General features: G+C 59.0%; 25 protein-coding genes. 15 read left to right on the top strand and 10 right to left on the bottom strand.

Annotation, left to right across the window (positions count from 1 at the left end; translation table 11 throughout):
• The first annotated feature begins 193 nt into the window (after positions 1-193).
• The 4 genes from AC1RS8_RS08305 to AC1RS8_RS08290 all read left to right on the top strand — a co-directional run bounded on the left by AC1RS8_RS08305 (position 194) and on the right by AC1RS8_RS08290 (position 5,056).
• The gene (locus AC1RS8_RS08305) at positions 194-601 is read left to right on the top strand and encodes an HPF/RaiA family ribosome-associated protein (protein WP_057716375.1); all 408 of its coding nucleotides are present in this window, start codon (positions 194-196) and stop codon (positions 599-601) included.
• 223 nt (positions 602-824) lie between these two features.
• Complete coding sequence (locus AC1RS8_RS08300) at positions 825-1,403, top strand: RNA polymerase sigma factor (protein ID WP_150812778.1); 579 nt, start codon at positions 825-827, stop codon at positions 1,401-1,403.
• Positions 1,400-2,389, top strand: coding sequence for a FecR family protein (locus AC1RS8_RS08295; RefSeq protein WP_489339760.1), 990 nt, complete (start codon positions 1,400-1,402; stop codon positions 2,387-2,389). The genes AC1RS8_RS08300 and AC1RS8_RS08295 overlap by 4 nt, the downstream gene beginning before the upstream one ends.
• Before the next feature lie 237 nt (positions 2,390-2,626).
• Complete coding sequence (locus AC1RS8_RS08290; protein WP_489339761.1) at positions 2,627-5,056, top strand: TonB-dependent siderophore receptor; 2,430 nt, start codon at positions 2,627-2,629, stop codon at positions 5,054-5,056.
• A gap of 141 nt (positions 5,057-5,197) precedes the next feature.
• Here the strand turns inward: AC1RS8_RS08290 and AC1RS8_RS08285 are convergent, their stop codons facing one another.
• Entirely contained in the window at positions 5,198-6,073 is an 876-nt protein-coding gene (locus AC1RS8_RS08285) for a helix-turn-helix domain-containing protein (protein ID WP_057716371.1), read from the bottom strand.
• A gap of 151 nt (positions 6,074-6,224) precedes the next feature.
• Between AC1RS8_RS08285 and AC1RS8_RS08280 the strand changes: the two genes are divergently transcribed.
• Entirely contained in the window at positions 6,225-7,127 is a 903-nt protein-coding gene (locus tag AC1RS8_RS08280; protein ID WP_057716370.1) for a DMT family transporter, read from the top strand.
• 27 nt (positions 7,128-7,154) lie between these two features.
• Here the strand turns inward: AC1RS8_RS08280 and AC1RS8_RS08275 are convergent, their stop codons facing one another.
• Both AC1RS8_RS08275 and AC1RS8_RS08270 read right to left on the bottom strand, forming a co-directional pair.
• Positions 7,155-7,664, bottom strand: a complete 510-nt coding sequence (locus AC1RS8_RS08275) for a DUF2165 family protein (protein WP_493162499.1) — start codon at positions 7,662-7,664, stop codon at positions 7,155-7,157.
• Positions 7,665-7,851: 187 nt separating this feature from the next.
• Complete coding sequence (locus tag AC1RS8_RS08270) at positions 7,852-8,826, bottom strand: 2-hydroxyacid dehydrogenase (RefSeq protein ID WP_493162498.1); 975 nt, start codon at positions 8,824-8,826, stop codon at positions 7,852-7,854.
• A gap of 195 nt (positions 8,827-9,021) precedes the next feature.
• Here AC1RS8_RS08270 and AC1RS8_RS08265 point away from each other — a divergent pair, with 195 nt between their 5' ends.
• Positions 9,022-9,279: a hypothetical protein gene (locus tag AC1RS8_RS08265; protein ID WP_407514329.1), complete on the top strand. Its 258-nt coding sequence runs from the start codon at positions 9,022-9,024 to the stop codon at positions 9,277-9,279.
• A gap of 128 nt (positions 9,280-9,407) precedes the next feature.
• On the opposite strand, the gene AC1RS8_RS08260 is transcribed toward AC1RS8_RS08265, so the two are convergent.
• From AC1RS8_RS08260 to norR, 5 genes are all read right to left on the bottom strand, one after another.
• Positions 9,408-10,157, bottom strand: coding sequence for a YkgJ family cysteine cluster protein (locus tag AC1RS8_RS08260; RefSeq protein ID WP_493162497.1), 750 nt, complete (start codon positions 10,155-10,157; stop codon positions 9,408-9,410).
• 83 nt (positions 10,158-10,240) lie between these two features.
• Positions 10,241-10,567: a hypothetical protein gene (locus AC1RS8_RS08255; RefSeq protein WP_489339764.1), complete on the bottom strand. Its 327-nt coding sequence runs from the start codon at positions 10,565-10,567 to the stop codon at positions 10,241-10,243.
• Between the two features lie 152 nt (positions 10,568-10,719).
• Positions 10,720-11,178, bottom strand: coding sequence for a GNAT family N-acetyltransferase (locus AC1RS8_RS08250; RefSeq protein ID WP_489340601.1), 459 nt, complete (start codon positions 11,176-11,178; stop codon positions 10,720-10,722).
• 27 nt (positions 11,179-11,205) lie between these two features.
• Positions 11,206-12,108: a chemotaxis protein CheV gene (locus tag AC1RS8_RS08245; RefSeq protein WP_007970363.1), complete on the bottom strand. Its 903-nt coding sequence runs from the start codon at positions 12,106-12,108 to the stop codon at positions 11,206-11,208.
• Positions 12,109-12,304: 196 nt separating this feature from the next.
• The gene (gene norR, locus AC1RS8_RS08240) at positions 12,305-13,855 is read right to left on the bottom strand and encodes a nitric oxide reductase transcriptional regulator NorR (RefSeq protein WP_407514323.1); all 1,551 of its coding nucleotides are present in this window, start codon (positions 13,853-13,855) and stop codon (positions 12,305-12,307) included.
• A 156-nt stretch (positions 13,856-14,011) separates the two neighbouring features.
• Here norR and hmpA point away from each other — a divergent pair, with 156 nt between their 5' ends.
• Together hmpA and AC1RS8_RS08230 are read left to right on the top strand one after the other, a co-directional pair.
• Positions 14,012-15,193, top strand: a complete 1,182-nt coding sequence (gene hmpA, locus AC1RS8_RS08235) for an NO-inducible flavohemoprotein (protein WP_057716362.1) — start codon at positions 14,012-14,014, stop codon at positions 15,191-15,193.
• 296 nt (positions 15,194-15,489) lie between these two features.
• On the top strand, positions 15,490-15,999 hold the full coding sequence (locus AC1RS8_RS08230; RefSeq protein ID WP_057716361.1) for a disulfide bond formation protein B: 510 nt from the start codon (positions 15,490-15,492) through the stop codon (positions 15,997-15,999).
• 551 nt (positions 16,000-16,550) lie between these two features.
• Here AC1RS8_RS08230 and AC1RS8_RS08225 read toward each other — a convergent pair.
• A complete protein-coding gene (locus tag AC1RS8_RS08225) occupies positions 16,551-16,811 on the bottom strand; it encodes a hypothetical protein (protein ID WP_057716360.1) in 261 nt (86 codons plus the stop codon).
• 27 nt (positions 16,812-16,838) lie between these two features.
• Between AC1RS8_RS08225 and cyoA the strand changes: the two genes are divergently transcribed.
• From cyoA to AC1RS8_RS08190, 7 genes are all read left to right on the top strand, one after another.
• Positions 16,839-17,783 (top strand): ubiquinol oxidase subunit II, encoded by a 945-nt coding sequence (gene cyoA / locus AC1RS8_RS08220; protein WP_489339765.1) that lies wholly within the window; start codon positions 16,839-16,841, stop codon positions 17,781-17,783.
• 3 nt (positions 17,784-17,786) lie between these two features.
• Positions 17,787-19,817 carry a cytochrome o ubiquinol oxidase subunit I gene (cyoB, locus tag AC1RS8_RS08215; RefSeq protein WP_015093557.1) on the top strand — a complete coding sequence of 677 codons (2,031 nt, stop codon included), beginning with the start codon at positions 17,787-17,789 and terminating at the stop codon, positions 19,815-19,817.
• A 3-nt stretch (positions 19,818-19,820) separates the two neighbouring features.
• Positions 19,821-20,441, top strand: coding sequence for a cytochrome o ubiquinol oxidase subunit III (locus AC1RS8_RS08210; RefSeq protein WP_030128695.1), 621 nt, complete (start codon positions 19,821-19,823; stop codon positions 20,439-20,441).
• Positions 20,442-20,783 carry a cytochrome o ubiquinol oxidase subunit IV gene (gene cyoD, locus AC1RS8_RS08205; protein ID WP_090453161.1) on the top strand — a complete coding sequence of 114 codons (342 nt, stop codon included), beginning with the start codon at positions 20,442-20,444 and terminating at the stop codon, positions 20,781-20,783.
• An 11-nt stretch (positions 20,784-20,794) separates the two neighbouring features.
• Positions 20,795-21,682 carry a heme o synthase gene (gene cyoE, locus AC1RS8_RS08200; protein ID WP_053154791.1) on the top strand — a complete coding sequence of 296 codons (888 nt, stop codon included), beginning with the start codon at positions 20,795-20,797 and terminating at the stop codon, positions 21,680-21,682.
• Between the two features lie 268 nt (positions 21,683-21,950).
• The gene (locus tag AC1RS8_RS08195; protein WP_218494955.1) at positions 21,951-22,589 is read left to right on the top strand and encodes a DUF6036 family nucleotidyltransferase; all 639 of its coding nucleotides are present in this window, start codon (positions 21,951-21,953) and stop codon (positions 22,587-22,589) included.
• Positions 22,573-23,025: a hypothetical protein gene (locus AC1RS8_RS08190; RefSeq protein ID WP_057716355.1), complete on the top strand. Its 453-nt coding sequence runs from the start codon at positions 22,573-22,575 to the stop codon at positions 23,023-23,025. The genes AC1RS8_RS08195 and AC1RS8_RS08190 overlap by 17 nt, the downstream gene beginning before the upstream one ends.
• 283 nt (positions 23,026-23,308) lie before the next feature.
• Here AC1RS8_RS08190 and AC1RS8_RS08185 read toward each other — a convergent pair whose 3' ends face one another.
• Positions 23,309-24,727 (bottom strand): aminotransferase-like domain-containing protein, encoded by a 1,419-nt coding sequence (locus AC1RS8_RS08185; RefSeq protein ID WP_090453166.1) that lies wholly within the window; start codon positions 24,725-24,727, stop codon positions 23,309-23,311.
• Between the last annotated feature and the right edge of the window lie 107 nt (positions 24,728-24,834).

Here is a 24,834-nt window from a genome sequence, read left to right as displayed (position 1 = left end):
GGCGACCCAACTCCCGACCTTAACAGCGCTTTTACCGGTTGTCCGGCTTTTTTTGCGATTGAAAATTTATCTTTTTTAGGGGGTTGAATTGTTCAGCGTACAGACCGATTGTGTAAGTAAGAGGTCACGGTGATGACGCCCAAGGGCTTAGCTGACCGGCCTCTCGCGAGCTAGCTGAAATAAGGGATGAACTATGCAAATCCAAGTCAATAGCGATAACCATATTCAAGGCAGTAAACGACTGGAGGAGTGGGTACGTACGACCATTGAGAGCACGCTCGAACGCTACGAAGAGGACCTGACACGAGTCGAGGTTCACCTGCGGGACGAGAACGGCGACAAGCCGGGTCCCCACGACATGCGCTGCCAGCTGGAGGCGCGGCCAAAAGGCCATCAACCGATTTCCGTCACCCATAAAGCCTCCACCATGGAGCAGGCGATCGACGGAGCGGCTACCAAACTTGAACATGCGCTGGAGCATATGTTCGGCAAATTACGCGGCAAACGAGCCAATGTGGTGCCCATCGAGAGTGCCGCCCATGCCGACCATCTGCTGGAAGAAGAGTTTCTTGAGAACGAACAGGCAGCGCTTAACGGCTGACACCTGATTCACTTTTTTACCTTCCCATGAAAACGGGCCTGCATTGCAGGCCCGTTTTGTTTTCGGTGGCTTTTGGATTCGATGGCTATGCCATTGGTGCAACCAACGGGCGTAATAAAGGGCTGCACCCGATCCTTTTGCATATGAGAATATTTATCATTAATATTGCGACCTTTCCGGTCCCCTGACGCTGTCGTGGCCTCCCCGGTTTTCAGGTCGAAACATGAACGATGATCACTCTGCCCCCGAGCCCCACGATATCGAGCGCGATCAACAGCGCGGGGACCGTGCGCATTTTCTCCAGGTGTTTCTCTCCCAGCGTTCGCAAATGGAAGCACTGGTGAGCCGGCGTGTCGGTTGTCGGGCGACGGCGGCTGACCTGGTACAGGATTTGTTCCTGCGATTCTGGCGGCGGCCGTTGGTGCAAGTCGAGGAGCTCAGCACCTACCTGCTGCGCTGCGCCGGCAACATCGCCATCGATCACTTGCGCAGTGAAGGCACGCGGGTCCGGGCCAGCGAAGGTTTGATGGTGGAATCACCAGACAGCCATGGCAGCGGACCGCAAGCGGCGCTGGAGGCGGGCAACGATCTGCGCCATGTCGAAGCCGCGTTGCGTGCCTTGCCGGAGCGTACGCGGCAGATCTTCTTGCTCAATCGCATTCACGGCCGCAAATACGCCGAGATCGCCAAGGCCATGGGCTTGTCCCAAAGTGCCGTGGAAAAACATATGATGCGCGCCCTCGAAGCCTGCAAGGCCAGCCTTCGGGAACCCGAACCGCGTACGCCAGGGACAGCACCGTGAACGACTTCAAACGCGTCACCCCGACGCCGGCGCAGGAGCAGGCCGCGCTGGCCTGGCTGAGCCTGTTGCATGACCAGCCCAACAGCGGTGACCAAGCGACGTTCAGCCAGTGGTTGCAGGCCGACCCCGCCCATGCCGAGGCCTATGCCCGGGCGCAGGTCCTGTGGGAGTTGAGCGAAGGACCGGCGCGCACACTCGCCGATGAAGACGCTTTTGCCTTGCAGGGCTATCTCAACGCCATGGACAAGCCGCGGCGCAGCACGCTCGGGCGCTGGTCCGGTACGCTGGCGATGGCCGCGTGTCTGCTGTTGATGATAAGTGTCGGTACAGGCTGGCAGCCTATGCGTTGGATTGATGACCTGGGGGCGGATTACGTCTCGGCACCGGGGGAAATTCGCACCGTTACCCTGGCCGATCAGTCGCAGGTGACACTGGATGCCGACAGCGCCATCGCCGTGGATTTCAGTCGCGGTGAGCGGCATGTGCAACTGCGCCGCGGCGCCGGCTTTTTCAGCGTTACCCATACCGGCGAGCCGTTTGTGGTGGACGCCGAGAAAGGCCAGACGCGGGTCCTGGGTACGCAGTTCGAAGTCCGTTTGCAGCCCCACGGTGCACAGGTCACGGTGCTGTCGGGACGGGTTGGCGTGACGGCGCACCAGAAAGCCGATCAGCAAGTGCTCACCGCCGGCCAGCAAGTGGCCTATGGCGAAGGCTCGGCGCAAACACTCCACTCGGTGGACAGCGAAGCGCAGTTGGCATGGCGCCAGGGCTGGCTCAATTACTACAAGGCGACGTTGGCCGATGTGGTACAGGATTTGGCGCGCTATTACCCCGGACGGATCGTGTTGCTCAATGATGAACTGGCGAGGCGTCGGGTCAGTGGCAGCTTTCCGAGCAGGAACCCGCAGGCGGTGTTGAGTTCCTTGCAGGGGGTGTTGGGGTTTGAGCAGCATCAGGTTTTGGGGCATCTGATTATTCTGCGCTAAAGCTGCTGGCCTCTTCGCGGGCAAGCCCGCTCCCACAGGGTTACGTGTTGCCCCAATATTGTGACCGACTCAATACCTGTGGGAGCGAGCTTGCTCGCGATGACGGCAGATCAGACACCCAACCACTCAAATAAAAATATTTTCAGTTTTTGCTGAGGTAAACCCGATTGCCATCCGTGTAGTGACTGAAACTGCGAGTCATTCGCATCCGTTGCGGTTCTACACAGGTCATGAGTCATGAAGTCCAGGGCAAAATCGGGTTCGGTCAAACAATGGTTGGGTGTGTCTGCGTTGAGCTTTTCGGCATTGGCCTTGTTGCCGCTGAGCGTAGCGCTGGCCGCAGAGGCAGGCAGCAGTCAGTCGCGTGGGCAATTCAATTTCGCGCTGGCCGCCAAACCGTTGCCCCAGGCCCTGAGCGATTTCAGCCGAGTGACCGGCATCAGCGTCGTCTACACCGATGAGGCACCGTACGGTCTCAATGCGCCGGCCATCAATGGCCAGATGAGCGCCGAACAGGCTCTGCAACGTCTGCTCACTGGTTCGGGCTTGACGTTCCGTCGCACCGACGGCCACACCATTGCACTGGAACCACGGCCGACTGAAGGGGCGTTGAACCTGGGTGCGACCACCATCACCTCGGTGATGGATGACTCCATGAGCTATCAACCGCCACCCATCACTTCAGTGATGCGCTCCTCGGTCCCCGTACAGGAGATCCCGCAGACGATCAACGTCGTTCCGGCCCAGGTCATCCGCGACCAGGCGCCGCGCAATCTCGATGACGCGCTGGCCAATGTCAGCGGCATCACCCAGGCCAACACCCTGGGCAGCACCCAGGACTCGGTGATGGTCCGTGGCTTTGGCGACAACCGTAACGGTTCGATCATGCGCGACGGCATGCCGATCGTGCAGGGTCGTGGCCTCAACGCCAGCGTGGACCGGGTCGAAGTGCTCAAGGGCCCGGCCTCGTTGCTCTATGGCATCCAGGATCCGGGTGGCGTGGTCAATATGGTCAGCAAGAAGCCCGAGCTTGAGCGGTACAACGCGCTGACCGCGCGCGGTTCGAGCTATGACGACGGTAAGAACGGCAGCGGTGGCAGCCTCGACAGCACCGGGGCCCTCGGCGATTCCGGACTGGCCTACCGCATGGTGCTGGACTACGAAGACGAAGATTACTGGCGTAACTTCGGTGTGCATCGCGAGAGCCTGATCGCGCCGTCGCTGGCCTGGTACGGCGAAAGCACCAAGCTGCTGTTCTCCTATGAGCACCGCGAATTCCTCACACCGTTCGACCGCGGCACGCTGATCGATCCACGGACCAACCATCCGCTGGACATCTCGCGCAACGAGCGTCTCGACGAACCGTTCAACAACATGGAAGGGCGCTCGGACCTCTATCACTTCGAGGCCGATCACGAACTCAACGACAACTGGAAAGCCCATTTCGGCTACAGCTGGAACCGCGAAACCTACGATGCCAGCCAGGTGCGCGTGACCGCCATCGACACCAAAAAGGGCACCCTGACCCGCAACATGGACGGCACCCAGAATGCGATCAGCACCGACCGTTTCACCACCGCCAGCCTCGAAGGCAACGTGAATGTGCTCGGCATGCAGCATGACCTGCTGTTCGGTATCGACGATGAGTACCGCAAGATCTACCGCGAAGACCTGATCCGCCAGAAAAGCCTGACCACATTCAGTTACGTGAACCCTGTCTATGGTCGTGAAGTGCCGGGCACCACCGTCAGTGCGCCCGACAGCGCGCAGACAGATGAACTGCGCAGCGATTCGGTCTTCCTCCAGGACTCCATCCACCTCACCGACCAGTGGATTCTGGTGGCCGGCGCGCGTTTCCAGGCGTACGACCAGTACGCCGGCAAAGGCGTACCGTTCCACGCCAACACCGACAGCAACGGGCAGAAATGGGTGCCGCGCGCAGGCCTTGTGTACAAATACACCGATGCCTTGTCGTTCTACGGCAGCTACACCGAGTCGTTCAAACCCAACTCGACCATCGCGCCATTGAGCGGCAGCAGTACCGTGCTTGACGGCGGTATCGCGCCGGAAGAAGCCAAGTCCTGGGAGCTGGGTGCCAAGCTTGATCTGCCGGGCCGCGTTACCGGCAACATCGCACTGTTCGACATCAAGAAGCGCAATGTGCTGGTGGCCAACGCCGAAGGTCCGACCACGATTTACAGTGCCGCCGGTGAAGTGCGTTCCCGTGGCCTGGAAGTGGACCTGAGCGGTCAGCTCACCGATCGCTGGAGCATGATCGGCAGCTACGCCTATACCGATGCCGAAGTCACCGAAGACCCGGATTACAAAGGCAATCAGTTGCAGAACGTGGCGAAGAACAGCGGCTCGTTGTCGGCCGTCTATGACTTCGGCAGCGTCATTGGCGGTGATCAACTGCGGGTCGGCGCCGGGGCGCGTTATGTGGGTGAGCGCGCGGGCAACGCGGTGAATGATTTCGACCTGCCGAGCTACACCGTGGCCGATGCGTTCGCCACCTACGACACCAGGGTCGAAGGGCAGAAGGTCAAGTTCCAGCTCAACGTGAAGAACCTGTTCGATCGCACCTACTACACCTCGGCGGCGAGTCGGTTCTTTGTGTCGATGGGGGATTCGCGGCAGGTGACGTTGTCGAGCACCTTGGAGTTCTGACGATAGACCGCGTCATCGTTCATCGCGAGCAAGCCCGCTCCCACAGGGGAATAGGGTAGCCACAAAACAGGTAAGCACCACCAAACCTTGTGGGAGCGGGCTTGCCCGCGAAGGCGGCAGTACAGGCGAAAAAAATCGGGACTAGCGCAAAAACGCCTGTCGATACTCGCCGGGCGTCCCGCCAAGTGTCTGGCGAAACCGGTTGGTGAAATGGCTGGCGCTGGCAAAACCACAAGCCAGTGCAATCTCCCCCAGTGGCTGCGAGGTCGTGCGCAGCAACTCCCGCGCCCGGTCAAGGCGCCGCGCCAGCACATACTGGTGGGGTGGCAAGCCGAAGCTTTCGCGGAACATCCGCGCGAAGTGGTATTCGGACAACGCACACAACGCCGCCAATTGACCGAGGCTGATGGCCTCGTCCAGATGGCTGTTGATGAACTCCACCAGATGCCGGCGCTGGTGCGCGGCCAGCCCGCCTTTAAGGCGTAAGCCCTGACGCACGTTGACCTGGCTGAGCAGGGCATGGCTGAGCAGTTCGTGAGCCAGGCTGCTGGTGAGCAGGCGCTCGCCCGGCTCGTCCCAGTTCAAGGCGACCAACTGCCGAAAGCGCAGCGCCTGCTGCGGATCATCGAGAAAGGTCTGCTCGCGCAGCTGCATTTCCCGTGGCTCGCGATCGAGCAGGGTGACGCAGCCAAGGGCAAATTGTTCGGGGCTGAAATACAGGTGTGCCAGGCGAATATCGCCATTGATCACCCAGCCTGACTGGTGATCGGCGGGGAGGATGCACAGTTTGTCCGGACCACCCTTGTTGCCGGGCTGGTCGCGGCGAAAGGTGCCGGTGCCGCCGGCGAGGTAACAGGACAACGTGTGGTGGCTGGGCGCTTCGTATTCCTGAGCGTCATGGTGATTGCTCCACAAGGCTGCAGACAAGCCGTCACCGAGCTCGGCGCTGTGCTCAAGGCGAGCATTCGGCGAGCGGTTGAGGGCTTGAAAGACTTGTAGGGTATCCAGTGCAGCCATGATCGTTGCTCTCTAACACCTGCATCCAACGGCTTGCATCCTACTCCGTAGACGTGCGCCTGCCAGCCTGTCCTCAGACAAAAGCGCAAGTTTATGCAAGTGCGCCCAGGCGTGGCGCCGGACACTGGGCACCTAGCGAGGAGCCTTAGTCATGAACCTTTCTTTGTACCTACTGACTGTGCTGATCTGGGGTACCACCTGGATTGCCTTGAAATGGCAACTGGGCGTGGTGGCCATTCCCGTGTCGATCGTCTATCGCTTCGGCCTCGCCGCACTGGTGCTGTTCGTGATCCTGCTGCTCAGCCGACGCCTGCAAGTGATGAACCGTCGCGGGCACCTGATCTGCCTGGCTCAGGGCTTGTGCCTGTTCTGCGTCAACTTCATGTGCTTCCTCACCGCGAGCCAGTGGATCCCCAGCGGTCTGGTGGCCGTGGTGTTTTCCACCGCCACCCTGTGGAATGCCCTCAACGCGCGGGTGTTCTTCGGTCAGAGAATTGCCCGCAATGTGCTGATGGGCGGTGCGTTGGGCCTGCTTGGGTTGGGGCTGCTGTTCTGGCCGGAGCTGGCCGGGCATACCGCCAGCCCGGAAACCTTGCTTGGCCTCGGTCTGGCCCTGTGCGGCACCTTGTGTTTCTCGGCGGGCAACATGCTTTCGAGCCTGCAACAGAAGGCCGGTCTCAAACCGCTGACCACCAATGCCTGGGGCATGGCTTACGGGGCAGCGATGCTAACCGTGTGGTGCCTGGTCAAAGGCATTCCCTTCGACATGGAGATGAGCACGCGTTACATCGGGTCGCTGTTGTACCTGGTGATTCCGGGATCGGTGATCGGTTTCACCGCCTACCTGACCCTGGTCGGCCGCATGGGGCCAGAGCGGGCTGCGTACTGCACAGTGCTGTTTCCGGTGGTGGCACTCAACGTGTCAGCGTTCGCCGAGGGTTATCAGTGGACGATGCCGGCGCTGTTGGGGCTGGTATTGGTGATGTCGGGTAACGTACTGGTGTTTCGCAAGCCCAAACCACGCTTGGTACAAGGGAGTAGCAAGCTCGCTTGAGATGACGTTCATCGAGCGCTGAAGTCCTCAGTGCTCGACTTTGATCGCAATATAAATCAGCAGCGGTAGTATGAAGTCGACAATATGCCGGGTCCAGTCTTTGTAACTCCAGGCTTGTGATTGGTCCATGTTGAACCATTCCACGCCGATAACTTGAAAGCCGACATAGTAAAGCAAGAGCGCAATGAGTAATCCTATGATCGCGGGCTTTTTGGCCTCGTGAAACTCTTCAGCGCTGCTACTCATGTTTTTATAAAGATAACAGGTTCCGATCATGAAGAAGAGCGTGTAGATAACCTCGATCGTAATGATGAGCCAGTAGATGCGGTGATGGAGTATCTGCGAGGTAATGGCCCTGTAGGTGTACTTCTCGTCGTCATCTGTGGTCTCCATGCTCAGGATGTTACTGATGTTTTCGTAGTTGGTTGCGTAGTCCGTAACGTTGCTGTACATCACCAGTAATCCAAAAATACTTATGAATAACATTAGTGTGGCTTTGCTGAAGCGTATGACTTGATTTGTCGTAAGTTGATTCAAGGTGGTGATCTCCTTTGTTGTTTCCGTTGTGTCTGGAAAAGTAAGGAGAGTCTAGCGGGTGGTTTTGTTATTTGTTTATTGACTGAATTGCAGGGTGTGTATTCAGACAGTTTTTTTACAGGTTTAGAGTGATATTGTTTTTATTTTTTGCATTTAAGGGCAGGCGCTTTTAACGCCTGCCCTTTTTTCAACCCTTCCAGACTTGCGGGTTGAGCAGATCCTGTGGGCGTTCCCCCAACAGCGCACTGCGCAGGTTGGCCAGGGCACGGTTGGCCATGGCATCGCGGGTCTCATGGGTGGCCGAGCCAATGTGCGGCAAGGTCACGGCATTTTTCAACTGGAACAGTGGGGACTCGGCCAGCGGTTCTTTTTCGTAAACGTCCAGCCCGGCACCACGAATGCAGTTGTTTTGCAGTGCTTCGATCAGTGCCGGCTCATCCACCACCGGGCCACGGGAAATGTTCACCAGAATGGCACTTGGCTTCATCAGCGCCAGTTCACGATGGCTGATCAAGTGTTTGGTTTTCTCGCTGAGCGGCACCACCAGGCACACGAAATCGGCCTCGGCCAGCAGTTGATCAAGGCTGCGGAACTGCGCGCCGAGCTCCTGTTCCAATTCGGTCTTGCGGCTGTTGCCGCTGTAGATGACCGGCATGTTGAACCCCAGGCGACCACGTCGGGCGATGGCGGCGCCGATGTTGCCCATGCCGACAATGCCCAGGGTTTTGCCATGCACATCGCAACCGAACAGCTGCGCACCGACAGTGGCCTGCCATTGCCCGGCCTTGGTCCAGGCATCCAGTTCGGCGACGCGGCGCGCGCTGCTCATCAACAGGGCAAACGCCAGGTCGGCGGTGCTTTCGGTGAGCACATCCGGCGTGTTGGTCAGCATGATCCCGCGTTCGTTGAAGTAGGCCAGGTCATAGTTGTCGTAGCCCACCGAGACACTGGATACCACCTCCAGCGTGGTGGCGTTTTCCAATTGAGCGCGGCCGAGTTTGCGACCGACGCCGATCAAGCCGTGAGCGTGGGGCAGGGCTTCGTTGAATTGGGCGTTGATGTCGCCGTTTTTCGGATTCGGCACGATGACGTCGAAATCCTGTTGCAGGCGTTCGATCATTGGTGGAGTGACGCGGCTGAATGCAAGGACGGTCTTTTTCATGGGTGGGCGGGCTCGTCGGGCGGTGAAGAATGATGAGCACGCTAACATTCTTCGCGGGATTTGTGCGAGTCGTCAGGCGGTCTATGCAAGCTTGCAGCTTGTCGTGCTCCATCCAGTTATACTGCCGCACTTCTTATACTGTGGCATGCGGCCCGCTCACCGGGCCCGACATTTCATGCACCACCCGGAGCTTTCATGACTTCCCCGAAACAACCGCCGGTCGCCGACGTCCTGAACGACGTGCAGGCAGAGCTGCCAGACAGCGTCGACTCCAGCGCCGACAGCGAATCCAAAGCCGAGATCCCGGCTTTCAAATTCCCGTTCAAGCCGGGTGAGCTGGCGGCCGCCAAGGGTTCCAACCAGCCGTGGTACAAGAACGGCGCCAAGAACGGCCACACCAAGACGCCGGGCATGGCACCGCCGGGGACTCGTCGGTCGATGGGTAAGCGCTGAGTTCTTAAGTCTGCGGTGACTGATCTGCCGTCTTCGCGAGCAAGCCCGCTCCCACATTTGGAATGCATTCCTCCAGTGGGAGCGGGCTTGCTCGCGAAGGGGCCGGCACAAACACTGCAAATCCCGGATCAAACCGCCCGCAACGAAATAAACGAATAATTCGTCGGCGCATCCGCCGCCACTTGCGCACCTGCGGCCAGCACTTGCCCGGCAATATCATCCCCCGACACATGAAACTGCCATTCGCTGCCCCACTGCGGCAACGTTTGCCCGGCCAGGTCGTCGATGATCGCGGCAAATTCCGCCATATCCGGCAGATAAGCGGTAAACCCGTCGCCCTTCAGGGCTGTGGTGCGAATCCCCAGCAGCGCACAAATTGCATCCTTCATCGGAATGTCATCACGATCCGCCTGGCGGGAGCGCTGGATCAACTCCGACAATTCCCGGTCGACCAGCTCACCACCGACAATCAGCTCCGGTCCTTTTTCCCACGACTCAGGCGGACATTCCTTCATGGCGGTGTTCAGAGGTATGTGCGGATTGATCTCCATCGGATAGATACGGCACACCAGCGGCCGGCGTTCGTAGATGCGACAGAGGTTGTCTTCGTCAAGATTTCGGCAGGGGCCGACATTGTAGGCGGCGAAGGTGATAGCCACGTACGCCTCGGATTCACCGCTGCGCACTGCCGCCGAACGGCGTTCGGCGTGTTCCCGTTGGTGCACCGGCAGACCCAGGCCATTGCCCAGAAGCGCCTCCACCAGCACGATCACCTGACCGCCATCGGCTGCCCACATCCGGGCTTCGCCCAGGGTCAGGGGCACATGGTGGTCGTTACAGCATTTGCCGCAGCCTACACAGGAAAATGTTGTATTCATCGAGCGTTCGTTCGCGTCACAGGGCATGAAGCGGCGACAGAATGCCGCCGCAAAAGCCGCTATCGAAGCAAATTATGCGCCAGTCAGTTTGCCTTGCCGGCCGAGCGGATGGAGTCCCATTCGGTGACGTACGCGGTTTTGCTCTTTTTGTTGTACAGGCACAACTCGGTGCCTTGTGCGCCTTTCATGTGCTTTTGCGGGTACTGGCCCTGGAGCAGGAGCGCGGTGTAGCCGACCCGGTCATCGAACTGCGCGGCGTTGCCGACCGGTTTGCTGTCCTTCAGGCCACTGGCCTTGGTGCAACTGGTGAGTACGGCTTTGTCGTAGGTGGCCCAGGCGTCGGGGCTGGAGGCGTGGGCCTGGGAGGCGAGGGCGGTGAGGCAGAACAGAATCAGGGGCGCAGCTTTCATGGTTCAGGCTTCCTTGGGCTGAGTGGCCAAGGCAGGAGTATGCCTGAAAGGTAGATGGAGACTTTGCTGACCTTTTCGCGAGCAAGCCCGCTCCCACATTGGACGGTGTACACACATCAACTGTGGGAGCGAGCCTGCTCGCGATGGCGGCATCAGAGCGGAACCGGCTCCCGGCGGATCGCGCGCATCCCGACGCTTTCATACAAGCGCCGCGCCCGAAGGTTGTCTTCACGTACCTTCAGGTCCACGAAACCTTCATGCCGCTGCTGGAACACCTTGAACGCCTGCAACAACAGCGCACGCCCCAACCCCCGACCCTGAAACCGCGGGTGCACCACCAGGTTCTTGATATAGGCACTGGTCCAGCACTGGCAAACGCCGACCACTTCCTCGGCATCCAGGGCAATGAAGCACAGGGCCGGGTCATATTCCGGATCGGTTTCGAACTGCCGTTGCCACATGTCCAGCGCGGCTACGCGACCACCGCCGTCGAGATAACCGAACTCCATCAACCGGTGCACGGCGGCGCCCAGTTCGGGGCGGTATTCGCTCAGTTGAAGGCCGGTTGGCCAATCAGGGGGCGGCACGACGACAGAGAGGTCGCGCCGCATCAGCCAGCAGAATTCTTCGGTCAACACTCAATAACCCTGTTCGGCGACAGCCTTGGCCGCGGTGATCAGGCACTGGGTCAATTCCGGCGAAGAAAACTTGGTCAGCACCGCGTTCGCCCCCGCCAGTCGTGCTTTCTCGGCGTTCATCGCACTGTCCAGAGAGGTGTGCAGCAGTACATAAAGATGCGCGAAATCCGGGGTTTCCCGCAGGGTGCGGGTGAAGGCGTAACCGTCCATCTCCGACATCTCGATGTCCGAGACGATCAGGTTGATCTGCTGCGCGGTGCCTTGCAGGTCCAGCAGGCAGTCGATGGCTTCCTTGGCGCTGCGGGCCGTATGGCACTGCAGGCCGAGGTTACGCAGGGTGTGCACCGATTGCTGCAAGGCGACCTGACTGTCATCGACCACCAGGATGCGTGCGTTGCCGAGCAGTTCGGCGTCTTCCATGCTCAGTTCGGTCGGCGCCATTTCGATTTGTGCCGGGGCGATGCCATGGATGACTTTTTCGATGTCCAGCACTTGTACCAGGGTGCCATCGACCGACGTCACGCCAGTGATGTAGGCACGCAAACCACCGGAGCCGAAGGGCGGCGGGCGGATGTCGGTGGTCAGGCAATGGACGATCTTGCTCACGGCCTGTACGTGCAGGCCCTGCTTGGAGCGGCTGACGTCGGTGACGATCAGGCAGCCGCCGTTGGGGTCTTCCAGCGGACGTTCGCCAATGGCACGGCTGAGGTCGATCACCGACAGCGAGGCACCGCGCAGGGTGGCGATGCCTTTCACGTGGGGATGTGACTCCGGCAGTCTGGTCAGCGGCGGGCAGGGGATGATTTCACTGACCTTGAGCAGGTTGATCGCCATCAGCTTGCCGCTGCGCAAGGTAAACAGCAGAAGCGAAAGTGAGTCTGCGCGGGCTTTGGTGGAGGACATATAAACCTTCTCTGGAAAAAGGTGATGGGCAATCCAGGGATCGCCAATGACTTCGATGCCGGGTTATCGACTTGTTTGGGGCAGGCTTTAACAATTGCGGTGAACAGTAAGACGCCATCGCGAGCAAGCTCGCTCCCACATTGGATCGTCGTCGTTCACACATCCTGTGGGAGCGAGCTTGCTCGCGATGGGGTCATCACTTCATGCCGAGCCTTTTGGCCATCCGCCCAAGATTCGCCCGATCCAAGCCTAGCTCACGGGCCGCGCTTGCCCAGTTGTTGTTGTGCCGCTCCAGGCAGGCACCGATCAACTGGCGCTGATAGTTTTCGGTCGCCTCGCGCAAATCACCTGCTACCAACGCCACAGCGGCGATGGCGGGTTGCTCGGCAGCGGTTTCAACGCTGGCGCTGGGCAAGTCGAGGTCGGTTGCGCTCAAGCTGAGAATCTTTGGCCGCTCCTTGCAATTGCCCAGGGCTTTCAAGGCGCTGCGGCCGATCAAATGTTCAAGCTCGCGCACATTTCCAGGCCAGTCGTAGGCCAATAACGCGGCCTGAGCGTCGCTGTTCAGGCGCAGGCTGTTGAGGCCCATGCGCGAGCGGTTCTGCTCCAGGAAGTAACCGCTGAGCAGCAGCACATCGCGCCCGCGATCGCGCAGGGCCGGCACCAGCAGCGGATACACGCTGAGGCGATGGTAGAAGTCGGCGCGGTAACGGCCGCTGCGTACTTCTTCGGCGAGGTCGCGGTTGGTCGCCGCGATCAGGCGCACGTCGACCTGATGCTCCTGGTCCGAACCCAGTCGCTGCAGTTGACCGCTTTGCAGCACCCGCAGCAACTTGGCCTGCACGGTCAGCGACAACTCGCCGACTTCATCAAGGAACAGCGTGCCGCCATTGGCCAGTTCGAACTTGCCACGGCGGTCGTTCATTGCCCCGGTGAAGGCGCCGCGAACATGGCCGAACAACTCGCTTTCCACCAGGGTGTCGGGCAGCGCGGCGCAGTTGAGGCTGATGATCGGTTTGTCGGCGCGGGGCGAGGCGGCATGGATGGCTTGGGCCACCAACTCCTTGCCGACCCCGGTTTCGCCGGTGATCAACACGGTCAGGTCGCTGCCGCCCACCAGGCTGATTTCTTCGACCAGACGCTTGTGGGCCTTGCTCTGGCCAATCATCTCGCGATTCTGCTGGCCGCTGGCCTGGCGGTAGACCTCGGCGCGCTGATGCTCATCTTCGACCCGGTTGTTCAACCGCTCGATGCGCTCGGCGGCGTTGACCGTAGCGGCCGCGAGGCTGGCGAAGGCTTGCAGGGCATCCAGTTCGATCGGTTCGAAGCGCTCCGGGTCGAGGGCATCGAGGGTCAGCAGGCCCCATGGGCGCTCGTCGATGAACAACGGGCAACCCATGCAGTCGTGGACTTCCAGATGATCATCCAGGCCATCGACCAGGCCGTCATAGGGGTCAGGCAAGTCGCTGTCGGCAGCGAAACGGGTCGGGCCGGGGCCGCTGAGCAGCGCTTCGAAACGCGGGTGCTCGCTGACCTTGAAGCGCCGGCCGAGGGTGTCGGTACTCAAACCGTCGACGGCCAGCGGCACCAGCCATTCACCATCAAGGCGCAGCAGGGCGGCGGCGTCGCACGGGAGCAGGGCGCGCATGGCTTCCAACAGGCGGCGATAACGCTCACCCTCGGGCAGTTCGCGAGACAGGTCGGCGACCAGGGGCAGCAGAGCAGTGAGCAGGGGTTTTGCAGTCATAGTGACTCCGTGTAGTCGGTATGACTATAAATCAGGAAGTGTCTAAATGACTATCTAGTTATTAAGCAATTGATTTATAACGATTAAATAGTTGGCACGAAAGCTGATAAGCATAGGGTAGTCCGTTAGCAACCCAAGAAGACCAGGAGTCACCTTATGCTGAGCGCTCAAGACCGTGCCATCGTCAAATCCACCGTGCCGCTGCTCGAAAGCGGTGGTGAGGCGCTGATCACGCACTTCTACCGCATGATGCTCTCCGAATATCCGCAAGTCCGCCCGCTGTTCAACCAGGCCCACCAGGCCAGCGGTGATCAGCCGCGTGCCCTGGCCAACGGCGTATTGATGTATGCGCGCCATATCGACCAGCTCGACCAGTTGGGCGACCTGGTGGCCAAGATCATCAACAAGCACGTGGCCCTGCAGATCCTCCCGGAGCACTATCCGATTGTCGGCAGCTGCCTGCTGCGGGCCATCGCCGAAGTATTGGGCGAAGAGATCGCCACTCCTGAAGTGATCGCGGCCTGGGGCGCGGCCTACGGTCAACTGGCGGACATCCTGATCGGTGCCGAAACCAGCATCTACGACCAGAAGGAACAGGCACCGGGCGGTTGGCGCGGGGCGCGGGAATTCATCGTGGCAGACAAGGTCGAGGAGAGCGCCGAGATCACTTCGTTCTACTTCGAACCCGCGGACAAAGGCCCGATCCTGCTGGCAGAACCCGGCCAGTACATCGGCATGAAACTGATCCTCGACGGTGAAGAGATCCGTCGTAACTACTCGCTGTCGGCACTGGCAAACAAAGGCCAGTACCGCATCAGCGTCAAACGCGAGGCCGGTGGCCGCGCTTCCAACTTCCTGCACGACCAGTTGCATGTCGGCGCCAGCATCCAGTTGTTCCCGCCATCGGGCGAGTTCGTCCTGACCGCCAGCGACAAGCCACTGGTACTGATCAGCGGTGGCGTGGGCATCACCCCGACCCTGGCAATGCTCGAAGCGGCGCTGGAAACCCAGCGGCCGGTGCATTTCATCCACTGCGCGCGCAACGGCAGCGTCCATGCCTTCCGCGACTGGATCGATGGCCTGGCTGAGCGTCATCCGCAACTCAAACGCTTTTACTGCTATTCCGAGGACGACGGCGTGAGCCCGGCGGCGCACAAGATGGGGTTGTTGAGCCAGCAGCAGTTGCATCAATGGCTGCCGCAAGAGCGCGATCTGGATGCCTACTTCCTGGGGCCAAAAGGCTTCATGGTCGCGATCAAACGCCACCTCAAAGCATTGGGTGTGCCGGAGAAGCAAAGCCGTTATGAGTTCTTCGGGCCGGCAGCGGCGCTGGAGTAAGGGGTTGGCGCGGTGGGTCAGCAGGCTCACCGCGTCGCCTTCATCGCGGGCAAACCACGCTCCCACAGGGATTTGTGTCGATCCGGATTGATGTGAACGACATACCCCCCTGTGGGAGCGTGGCTTGCCCGCGATTGCTTCACCTCGGTCCTGAACTGAAAAAAGTCAGAAAGTTAATCCCTTCTTAACCGCCTTATCGTCTATTCCCCCCGAATCCCCCTCACATGCGCCAGACTCTCAAAGGTCCGGGCCAGCGTGTAGACTGACGGGCAATCGAAATATTGAAGGGAAACGCGATGAGCGATGAATCCATGCGGTTGGGGCGTGAACGGCGCTACCTGGTGTTTTTGGGCATCATTTGCCTGGCGCTGATCGGCGGCGCGCTGTACATGCAAATTGTTCTGGGCGAGGCCCCTTGCCCGTTGTGCATCCTGCAACGTTACGCGTTGCTGCTGATCGCGATCTTTGCCTTCATCGGCGCGGCCATGCGCGGCCGTCGCAGCATCACGGTGTTTGAAACCCTGGTGGTGATTTGTGCAGTGGCAGGTGCAGGCGTTGCCGGGCATCACGTCTATACGCAGTTCTATCCGGCGGTCAGCTGCGGCATCGATGTGCTGCAACCGATTGTCGATGACTTGCCGCTGGCGAAGATCTTCCCGCTGGGTTTCCAGGTCGATGGTTTCTGCTCCACGCCATACCCGCCGATCCTCGGTCTGTCGCTGGCGCAGTGGGCGCTGGTTGCCTTCGTGCTGATCGTGGTGCTGGTGCCGTTGCTGACTTCGCGTAACCGCAAAACGCTGCGTTGAGGTCAACTGCCGCCTCCTATTGTCGGACAAAAAAGCCCCGGTCCTCGAAGAGAGGGCCGGGGTTTTTTTTGTCTTGCAGAGCACATTTCAGAGGCCGGGTAAAAAGACTGTGACGGGTGGCAATCAAGGGTGCGACACGTGTGCGACATGTTGTCACAGAGTGAGCGCCGCAGGGCGTTCGAGAAGGCCGGATTGGTGCATGGAAACGTAACGAAATTGGCTTGTTTTGCAGGCTTCCGGTTTTTTCCATTACGGGCACGAACAGGCAGTTTTAACAGGCTCTGGCGAATGGCCAGAGCCCCCGTCATATCGGGCCTTGGGCAAGGTCAAGGGCCGAGAAGAGGGACACGATACTGTCTGAACCGTGGGTGGAAGACCTACTTATTTTGGTGTTTTTGTTGAGAATTAATTTCGATAAGATGCGCCACTTTTGCGAAAACGGTTAATGATTGTTGCCGGTTCGGATAAAAATTATTTCGGGATGAGACATGGTTTATGGAACGTTACATATCTACAATCGCCCGCACTGAATTCCCGGCACTGCTCAAATCTTAACCAGGGGTGAGCAGAAACAGGGTGTCGAGAGGTCTGGTGGCTTCATGCGATTCCCAGGTGTCGGAGCCTCCAATTACCCGCACCAAATGGAATTGGTCTGTAACAAGGCCTTTGACCACGTATTCGAATAAGAACTCACCGCAGGCCCGGGATTTGTCGTACAGCGTCTGACGCACGACGGGCATGCCCTTATTCAATCCAAGAAAAATGCCAACCCTTGGCAGGGTGAAGTGTTGGCGATCAAAACCCAACTGCATTGCGCAAGCTGCTTTAGAGGTCGTGAGATGAGTAAAAACAGGTACCCCAGACTACTAGGCTTATTGCCGCTGATCGGCACGTTGTTGCTGTCAGGCTGCAACATGACCTTGCTCAATCCCAAGGGCCAGGTTGGTCTGGATGAGCGAAACCTGATCATCACCGCAACGCTGCTGATGCTGTTGGTCGTCGTTCCGGTCATCATCATGACCTTCCTGTTCGCCTGGAAATACCGCGCGTCCAACACCAACGCTACCTACACCCCGAAATGGAACCACTCCACCAAGATCGAGATCGCGGTGTGGGCTGTTCCAGTGCTGATCATCATTGCCCTGGGTTACGTCACCTACAAGTCGACCCACGCCCTTGACCCGTACAAGCCGCTGGAATCCGACGTCAAGCCTGTGACCATCGAAGTGGTCGCGCTGGACTGGAAGTGGCTGTTCATCTACCCGGAACAAGGCATCGCCACGGTCAACAAGATCGTGTTCCCGGCGCACACCCCGATCAACTTCAGGATCACTTCCGACGCCGTGATGAACTCGTTCTTCATCCCTGCGCTGGGCGGCCAGATCTACGCGATGGCGGGCATGCAGACCAAGCTGCACCTGATCGCCAACGAGAACGCCGAGATGGACGGTATCTCCGCCAACTACAGCGGCGCGGGTTTCACCGGTATGAAATTCAAAGCGATCGCAACTTCCCAGGAAGATTTCGACGCCTGGGTAAGTGAAGTCAAAAAGGCACCTAAGCAGCTTGAACAAGCTGAATACGCAGCCCTTGCCAAGCAAAGCCAGAACAACCCAGTCGAGCTCTACTCCTCGGTGACGCCGAACCTGTTCCAGACCATCGTCGACAAGTACGAAGGCATGAAACCGGGTCCGAAAGTGAAGCACGAGAAAGAAGAGAAAGAAGTGGCCGCTACGCAAGGAATGGACATGAACTCGCATTCAGCTGCCGGGGCAGAGGAGTAAACGATGTTTGGTAAATTAAGTTGGGAAGCAGTCCCGTTCCACGAGCCGATCGTAATGGTGACCATCGCCATGATCGCGCTCGGTGGTCTGGCGCTGTTCGCTGCAATCACCTACTTCAAGAAGTGGACCTACCTGTGGACCGAGTGGCTGACGTCGGTCGACCACAAGAAAATCGGCGTGATGTACATCATCGTCGCCATGGTCATGCTGCTGCGCGGCTTTGCCGACGCCATCATGATGCGTACCCAGCTGGCCATGGCCACCGAGGGTTCGCCTGGCTACCTGCCACCTGAACACTATGACCAGATCTTCACCGCCCACGGTGTGATCATGATCATCTTCATGGCGATGCCATTCTTCACCGGCCTGATGAACCTTGCAGTGCCGCTGCAGATCGGCGCGCGTGACGTTGCCTACCCGTTCCTGAACTCCCTGAGCTTCTGGCTGCTGGTTTCCGGTGTGGTGCTGATCAACCTGTCCCTGGGCGTCGGCGAATTCGCCAAGACCGGCTGGGTTGCCTATCCGCCGCTGTCGGGTCTGCAATACAGCCCTGGCGTGGGGATGGATTACTACATCTGGGCGCTACAGCTATCCGGCCTGGGTACGACGCTGACGGGGGTCAACTTCCTGGCCACCGTGCTGAAAATGCGTACCCCTGGCATGAAGCTGATGGACATGCCGATCTTCACCTGGACCTGCACCTGGGCCAACGTCCTGATCGTGGCTTCGTTCCCGATCCTGACCGCTACCCTGGCTCTGCTGACGCTTGACCGTTACATGGATTTCCACATTTTCACCAATGAACTTGGTGGCAATCCGATGATGTACGTGAACCTGTTCTGGGCATGGGGTCACCCTGAGGTGTACATCCTGATCCTGCCAGCGTTCGGTATCTTCTCCGAAGTCATCTCGACCTTCACCGGCAAGAAACTGTTCGGCCACCACTCGATGGTCTACGCATCGGGCGCGATCTCGATCCTGGGCTTCATGGTTTGGCTGCACCACTTCTTCACCATGGGTTCGGGTGCCAGCGTCAACGCCTTCTTCGGTCTGGCGACGATGCTGATTTCCATCCCGACGGGTGTGAAGCTGTTCAACTGGCTGTTCACCATCTACCAGGGCCGTCTGCGTTTCACCAGCCAGGTTCTGTGGACCCTGGGCTTCATGGTGACCTTCGCCATCGGCGGCATGACCGGCGTACTGCTGGCCATCCCGGGTGCTGACTTCGTTCTGCACAACAGCCTGTTCGTGATCGCGCACTTCCATAACGTGATCATCGGCGGTGCGGTATTCGGTTACATCGCAGGTTTCGCGTTCTACTTCCCTAAAGCGTTCGGCTTCAAGCTGCACGAAGGCTGGGGTAAGGCTGCGTTCTGGTTCTGGATCTCGGGCTTCTTCGTCGCGTTCATGCCGCTCTACGCGCTGGGCTTCATGGGCATGACCCGTCGTCTGAACGCCACCACCAACCCTGAGTGGGTGCCGTACCTGTACGTCGCCATGTTTGGTGCGGTGATGATCGCCGTGGGTATCGCTTGCCAGCTGATCCAGCTGTACGTCAGCGTGCGTGACCGCAACAAGCCGGAAAACATGTGCGAACACGGCGACCCGTGGAATGCCCACACCCTGGAATGGTCGACCTCGTCGCCACCACCGTTCTACAACTTTGCCGTGCTGCCGAAAGCCGACTGCATCGACCCGTTCACCGAAGCCAAGGAAAACGGCACCGCGTACAAGGCCCCGGCCAAGTACCAGCCGATCCACATGCCTAACAACACCGCCACCGGTGTGGTCATGGGCGCGCTGTTGACCGTGTTCGGTTTCGCGATGATCTGGCACATCTGGTGGCTGGCAATCGCTAGCCTGGCCGGCACCGTGATCTACTTCGTGATCCACGCGGCCCGTGATGATCAAGGCTATATGGTGCCGGTCGACGTGATCGAACGCATCGAAGCCGAGCAGCACAAGCGTCTGGTAGCGGCAGGGAAAATCCCGGCCACCGCCACCCGTGTTGAAACCTCGTTGGAACAGGCTTAAACCATGTCGAATTTAGTGACCAATGTTGGACACGCCCATGGTGACCATGGGCACGATGACCACCACGACTCGGGCGAGATGACCGTATACGGTTTCTGGCTCTACCTGATGACCGACTGCATTCTGTTTGCGTCGATCTTCGCGGTGTACGCGGTACTGGTTAACAACGTAGCGGGTGGTCCGTCGGGCCACGACATCTTCGAACTGCCATACGTGCTGGGCGAAACCGCTCTGCTGTTGTTCAGTTCGATCACCTACGGCTTCGCCATGCTGGCGTTCTACCGGGGCAACAAGAAGCAGGTCCTGGGCTGGTTGGCCATGACCTTCCTGTTCGGCCTGGGCTTCATCGGCATGGAGATCAACGAGTTCCACATCCTGATCTCCGAAGGCTACGGCCCTAGCCGTTCCGGCTTCCTGTCCGGGTTCTTCACCCTGGTCGGTACCCACGGTCTGCACGTGACCAGCGGTCTGATCTGGATGGCGATCATGATGTATCAGGTCAACAAGCATGGCCTGACCTCGACCAACAAGACCCGTCTGAGCTGCCTGAGCCTGTTCTGGCACTTCCTGGACGTCGTCTGGATCTGCGTATTCACCGTTGTTTATCTGATGGGGACTATGTAAATGGCTAACCCAGCTCATTCCCACCATGGCCACGACGACGCCGGTCACGGCAGCTACAAGTCGTACGTCATCGGCTTCATCCTGTCGGTGATCCTGACCGCCATTCCATTCGGTCTGGTGATGTACCCGACACTGCCGAAGTCGATCACCCTGTTGATCGTCCTGGCGTTCGCGATCGTCCAGGTGCTGGTGCACCTGGTGTACTTCCTGCACCTGGACCGTTCGGCCGCGCAGCGAAACAACGTGATTGCGTTTGTCTTCGCCGCGATCGTGATTGTCCTGCTGGTTGGCCTGTCGCTGTGGATCATGTTCAGCATCCACACGTTCATGATGGCGAAGTGAGGTAAGTCCGCATGTCCCTCAAGCACTTTATCCAAATCACCAAACCGGGGATCATTTTCGGTAACGTGCTTTCTGTGGCAGGCGGATTTTTCCTGGCCTCCAAAGGGCATGTCGATCTGGCCATCTTCCTGGCCGCCATGATCGGCACGTCCCTGGTGGTTGCCTCCGGTTGCGTGTTCAACAACTGCATCGACCGCGACATCGACCTGAAGATGGAACGCACCAAGAACCGGGTGCTGGTCCAGGGCTTGATCTCTCTGAAACTGGCCCTGATCTACGCGACCGTCCTGGGTGTCGCCGGCGTTGCACTGTTGTACAAGGTGGCCAACCCATTGGCCGCACTGTTCGCAGTCATCGGCTTCGTGATCTACGTCGGCTTCTACAGCCTGTACCTCAAGCGCAAGTCGGTTCACGGCACGCTGGTGGGCAGTCTGTCGGGCGCCATGCCGCCGGTGATTGGCTACGTCGCAGTCAGCAACACCTTCGACATGGCCGCGCTGACCCTGCTGGTGATGTTCAGCCTGTGGCAGATGCCGCATTCCTACGCCATCGCGATCTTCCGCTTCAACGATTACCTGGCCGCATCGATTCCGGTGCTGCCGGTGAAGCGCGGCATCCAGGTGGCCAAGAAGCACATCCTGCTCTACATCCTGGCGTTCCTCGTGGCGACCTTGATGCTGACCTTCAGCGGCTACGCCGGCATGAGCTACCTCGCCGTCGCCGCCGCCATGGGCATGTACTGGCTGTACATGGCCTGGACCGGCTACAAGGCAGTGGATGACACGGTCTGGGCACGCAAGCTGTTCGTGTTCTCGATCTTCACCATTACCGCGTTGAGCGTGATGATGTCCCTGGACTTCAAAGTGCCGACCGAGCTGCTGCTGACGTACGCGCCTTAAGCGTCGGATGCTGTAAAGAAAAGCCCCGCCTTCGAGAGAAGAGCGGGGCTTTTTGTTGGGTGCTTTCTGCGGGACCGCGTTGCCGCCATCGCGAGCCTGCTTGCTATGGCCGCGACGCGGACTGACAGGCCTCTTACGATAGGGGGCCTGACCGGCAAAAATGCTTACGGATTTGCCTGAACTTTCCCACGGGTTTTTCAGGTTGAGGGTCGGAAGTCGCCTATCTAGCCTCGGGAGCCGTTATTACGAGCATCCCAGAGGATCTACGATGGAGCTACCAGAGGTAATCACCCCGCGTGTTAATACGGAAACAGCGTTGGGGCAGGCTTTGATTTCAATATTCAAATCTGTCGAAGCGGAACTGGAGCTAGAGAACGCAGGACCAGGGGCCGTCAAAATTATCGTTTTCGGTGGCTGCGCTGTTCACCTTTATACCCATCATCGCGTTTCCACCGACGTCGATGCCGAGATTTATGAGGCTCATGTTCCCGAAGGTTTACACCTGCAAACCATGCTCGCAGAGATACCCGAACAGTTTGTTGATGAGCGATCCGGTCGATTGATGGAGCTGAACTACGACCTGCAATACAACACCAGTTTTGGGCCAATACATGAGGACTATTGGGAGCGGAGCCTTCCTATTGAAGCGTTTCCGATAGAGTCCCCGCTGCACGTTCATATCGCAGCACCTGTCGACATTGCCATCTCCAAACTGGGCAGAGCGACCGATCAGGACATTGGTGATATCAAGGCACTTCTCAGGGCTGGTTTCATCTTGACTACCGAGTTCCGTCGACTGGCATTGCAGGCGATTGATGTATATGTTGGCAACAAGGAGCCACCAATCTCCGTTCTCACTAATATTTTGCATGATTATCTGGAGAGCACAGATGACGAAGCCCCATAGCGGCCACGTCCTCTCATCCGCCTTGGACACGCTGGTAAAAAGACCTTTAAATCAAGCGGATGACGCTGCTCTCGTGAGCGCCGCCAAAGCTGTCTGGTACTCGGACTCAAATCTTGAAAGCGAGGTAACCGCTTTTTTGAATCGTCACACTGACGAAGTGGAGGTTCGGCGCGCTGGCTATCTGCTCGAGCGATTCACTCGATTTACTTGCTTGTCCGATCTCCGGGTGTCGGAAACGCTCAATGTCCTCGAGCTTTTTGCACATTCGACTTCCGTGCAAGCCGTGGTGCTACAAACCGTCACGCCACTGCGTCGACGCCGTGATGAACTCGCTGTCTCTTGGGGGTTGAGTGAGGGCCTCGGCCTAAAAGCCCAAGCCCTCATGCCTTTTCAGACCCGGCATTACGAAGCTGAGCAGCGCGCCATGTTTTCCTGAGCTCTGGTTGCAGCGAAGAGGCTGCATCGTTTGGCCCAAAAATTGAAATGGCCTGCAGCGCAAAGCCCCTCCTTTCGAGAGAACGGTGGGGCTTTTTCATTCATGCGCGGTTGTTACAGGGGGCATCGAGCACCTTCACCACGTTATCGCTGATATCGAGTACGACGCTGAACCCCTGTGGGAGCGAGCTTGCTCGCGATGGCGGCGTGTCAGGCAACATCAATTTTGAATGTGACGGCCTCATCGCGAGCAAGCTCGCTCCCACAAGATCGGTGGTCGTCGGTTACTTGCTTTGTTTATCAAGCAACCGGAAAAACCGCTCGCGCACCTGCAAGCTGTCACTGTGCGCCACATTGAAGCGCAGGAACTGGCTGGCATCCGGCCCTTTGCTCAGCAAGGTGCCCGGCGCCAATACCATATTGTTCTCCAGCCCCTGGCGAGCCAGGTTTTCGGCATGCAGGCCGTCCGGCAACCGCGCCCATATAAACACCCCTTCTCCGGGAAGCGAGGAAAGCGAACATCCGGCCTCCGCTAACCAACTGGCCACACGACTGTTCGATTCATAGAGCCGATCCACCGTGCGCCGCGCATGCTTGGCATAGCTGCCGTCGCTGAGCATGGTGCAGGTGATCTGCTCCGCCAGTTCCGAGGTCACGCCACCGCAGGCCATTTTCAACGCGACCATCCGCGCCGCCAATTGTGGCGAGAGCACGGTGTAGCTGACCCGGCTGTTGGCGGTCAGGGTCTTGGAGAAGCCGGAGACATAACTCACATTGTCCAGCCCGCTGGCGGCCAGGCGCGGGGTGCGGCGATGCTGGATGTCGCAGTACAGGTCGTCTTCGACGATGTGGAAGCCATGGCGGTGGCTCAGTTCCAGCAAGCGGTAAACCTGGGCCGGGGTGAACGAGTGGCCGGTGGGGTTATGCAGCGTGCTGTTGGTCATGTACAGCACGGGTTTGTGGGCGATCAGCAGTTGCTCGAAGGCGTCGAGGTCCATGCCGTCGCAATCCCGTGCGATGGTGATGACCTTGGCCCCGTGCAGCGCCAGATTGGCGTGCATGTTGAAGTAGCAGGGGTCGTCGAGCAGTACGGTGTCGCCGGGTTTGACCAGCAGGCGCATCAGCAGGTCGATGGCCTGCATGGTGTTGGCGGTGGTGATGATCTGGTCCACCGGCGCTTCGATGCCGAAGGTCGCCAGCTTCACCCGCAGGGCCTGGCGCAACGGTAAGTAACCGCCGGCCACGCCGTACTCGCCCATGCGCAACGACGTTGCTCGCAGGGTACTGCGCACGGCTTTCTGTAATTCTTCGGCGGGTAGCCACGAGGTCGGCAGAAAACCGCAGCCGGGGCGCAGCGCGCCGTTGTCCAGCAGCAAGGCGCGACGAATCACGCTGAGGGTGTCCTGGGGTTGCAGGTCCGGGCCGGTGCCGCTTTTCAGCGCCGCTTCGGAGCGATGCACGTAATGCCCGGAGCCCTGCCGCGACACCACCAGCCCCTTGGCCCGCATGCGGTCCAGTGCATCGACCACCGTGGACTTGCCTACGTTCATCAAGTCGGAGAGTTCGCGAATCGGCGGCAGCTTGGCGCCGTGGGGCAGGCCCCCGGTGCTGATGGCATGCGTCAGCTGATCGACGATCTGCTGCACCAGCGGCGCACCGGGCTGGAATTCAATGGCGGCAATGACTGCACGTTGAACCTGCATTTTACTGGTCTCTCCGGCAGTAAAGTTCGTTGGATTCTATACGAACTTGCCCTGATCAGGACACGCCTCTCTCTCTACCATGCCCTTACAGACTTTTCTGAATGTCA

This window comes from Pseudomonas sp. GW821-FHT12A04 (assembly GCF_058807755.1).
The sequence above is the reverse complement of the archived record's forward strand: the minus strand, read 5'-3'. Positions and strand labels throughout refer to the sequence as shown.

Coding starts and splice junctions, on each gene's coding strand:
- AC1RS8_RS08260 (WP_493162497.1), bottom strand. CDS start 10,157: ATGAATACAACATTTTCCTGTGTAGGCTGCGGCAAATGCTGTAACGAC.
- hmpA (WP_057716362.1), top strand. CDS start 14,012: ATGCTGAGCGCTCAAGACCGTGCCATCGTCAAATCCACCGTGCCGCTG.
- AC1RS8_RS08280 (WP_057716370.1), top strand. CDS start 6,225: ATGAACCTTTCTTTGTACCTACTGACTGTGCTGATCTGGGGTACCACC.
- AC1RS8_RS08185 (WP_090453166.1), bottom strand. CDS start 24,727: ATGCAGGTTCAACGTGCAGTCATTGCCGCCATTGAATTCCAGCCCGGT.
- AC1RS8_RS08305 (WP_057716375.1), top strand. CDS start 194: ATGCAAATCCAAGTCAATAGCGATAACCATATTCAAGGCAGTAAACGA.
- cyoD (WP_090453161.1), top strand. CDS start 20,442: ATGGCTAACCCAGCTCATTCCCACCATGGCCACGACGACGCCGGTCAC.
- AC1RS8_RS08245 (WP_007970363.1), bottom strand. CDS start 12,108: ATGTCCTCCACCAAAGCCCGCGCAGACTCACTTTCGCTTCTGCTGTTT.
- cyoA (WP_489339765.1), top strand. CDS start 16,839: ATGAGTAAAAACAGGTACCCCAGACTACTAGGCTTATTGCCGCTGATC.
- AC1RS8_RS08270 (WP_493162498.1), bottom strand. CDS start 8,826: ATGAAAAAGACCGTCCTTGCATTCAGCCGCGTCACTCCACCAATGATC.
- AC1RS8_RS08255 (WP_489339764.1), bottom strand. CDS start 10,567: ATGAAAGCTGCGCCCCTGATTCTGTTCTGCCTCACCGCCCTCGCCTCC.
- AC1RS8_RS08265 (WP_407514329.1), top strand. CDS start 9,022: ATGACTTCCCCGAAACAACCGCCGGTCGCCGACGTCCTGAACGACGTG.
- cyoE (WP_053154791.1), top strand. CDS start 20,795: ATGTCCCTCAAGCACTTTATCCAAATCACCAAACCGGGGATCATTTTC.
- cyoB (WP_015093557.1), top strand. CDS start 17,787: ATGTTTGGTAAATTAAGTTGGGAAGCAGTCCCGTTCCACGAGCCGATC.
- AC1RS8_RS08230 (WP_057716361.1), top strand. CDS start 15,490: ATGAGCGATGAATCCATGCGGTTGGGGCGTGAACGGCGCTACCTGGTG.
- AC1RS8_RS08285 (WP_057716371.1), bottom strand. CDS start 6,073: ATGGCTGCACTGGATACCCTACAAGTCTTTCAAGCCCTCAACCGCTCG.
- norR (WP_407514323.1), bottom strand. CDS start 13,855: ATGACTGCAAAACCCCTGCTCACTGCTCTGCTGCCCCTGGTCGCCGAC.
- AC1RS8_RS08190 (WP_057716355.1), top strand. CDS start 22,573: ATGACGAAGCCCCATAGCGGCCACGTCCTCTCATCCGCCTTGGACACG.
- AC1RS8_RS08250 (WP_489340601.1), bottom strand. CDS start 11,178: ATGCGGCGCGACCTCTCTGTCGTCGTGCCGCCCCCTGATTGGCCAACC.
- AC1RS8_RS08290 (WP_489339761.1), top strand. CDS start 2,627: ATGAAGTCCAGGGCAAAATCGGGTTCGGTCAAACAATGGTTGGGTGTG.
- AC1RS8_RS08195 (WP_218494955.1), top strand. CDS start 21,951: ATGGAGCTACCAGAGGTAATCACCCCGCGTGTTAATACGGAAACAGCG.
- AC1RS8_RS08300 (WP_150812778.1), top strand. CDS start 825: ATGAACGATGATCACTCTGCCCCCGAGCCCCACGATATCGAGCGCGAT.
- AC1RS8_RS08225 (WP_057716360.1), bottom strand. CDS start 16,811: ATGCAGTTGGGTTTTGATCGCCAACACTTCACCCTGCCAAGGGTTGGC.
- AC1RS8_RS08210 (WP_030128695.1), top strand. CDS start 19,821: ATGTCGAATTTAGTGACCAATGTTGGACACGCCCATGGTGACCATGGG.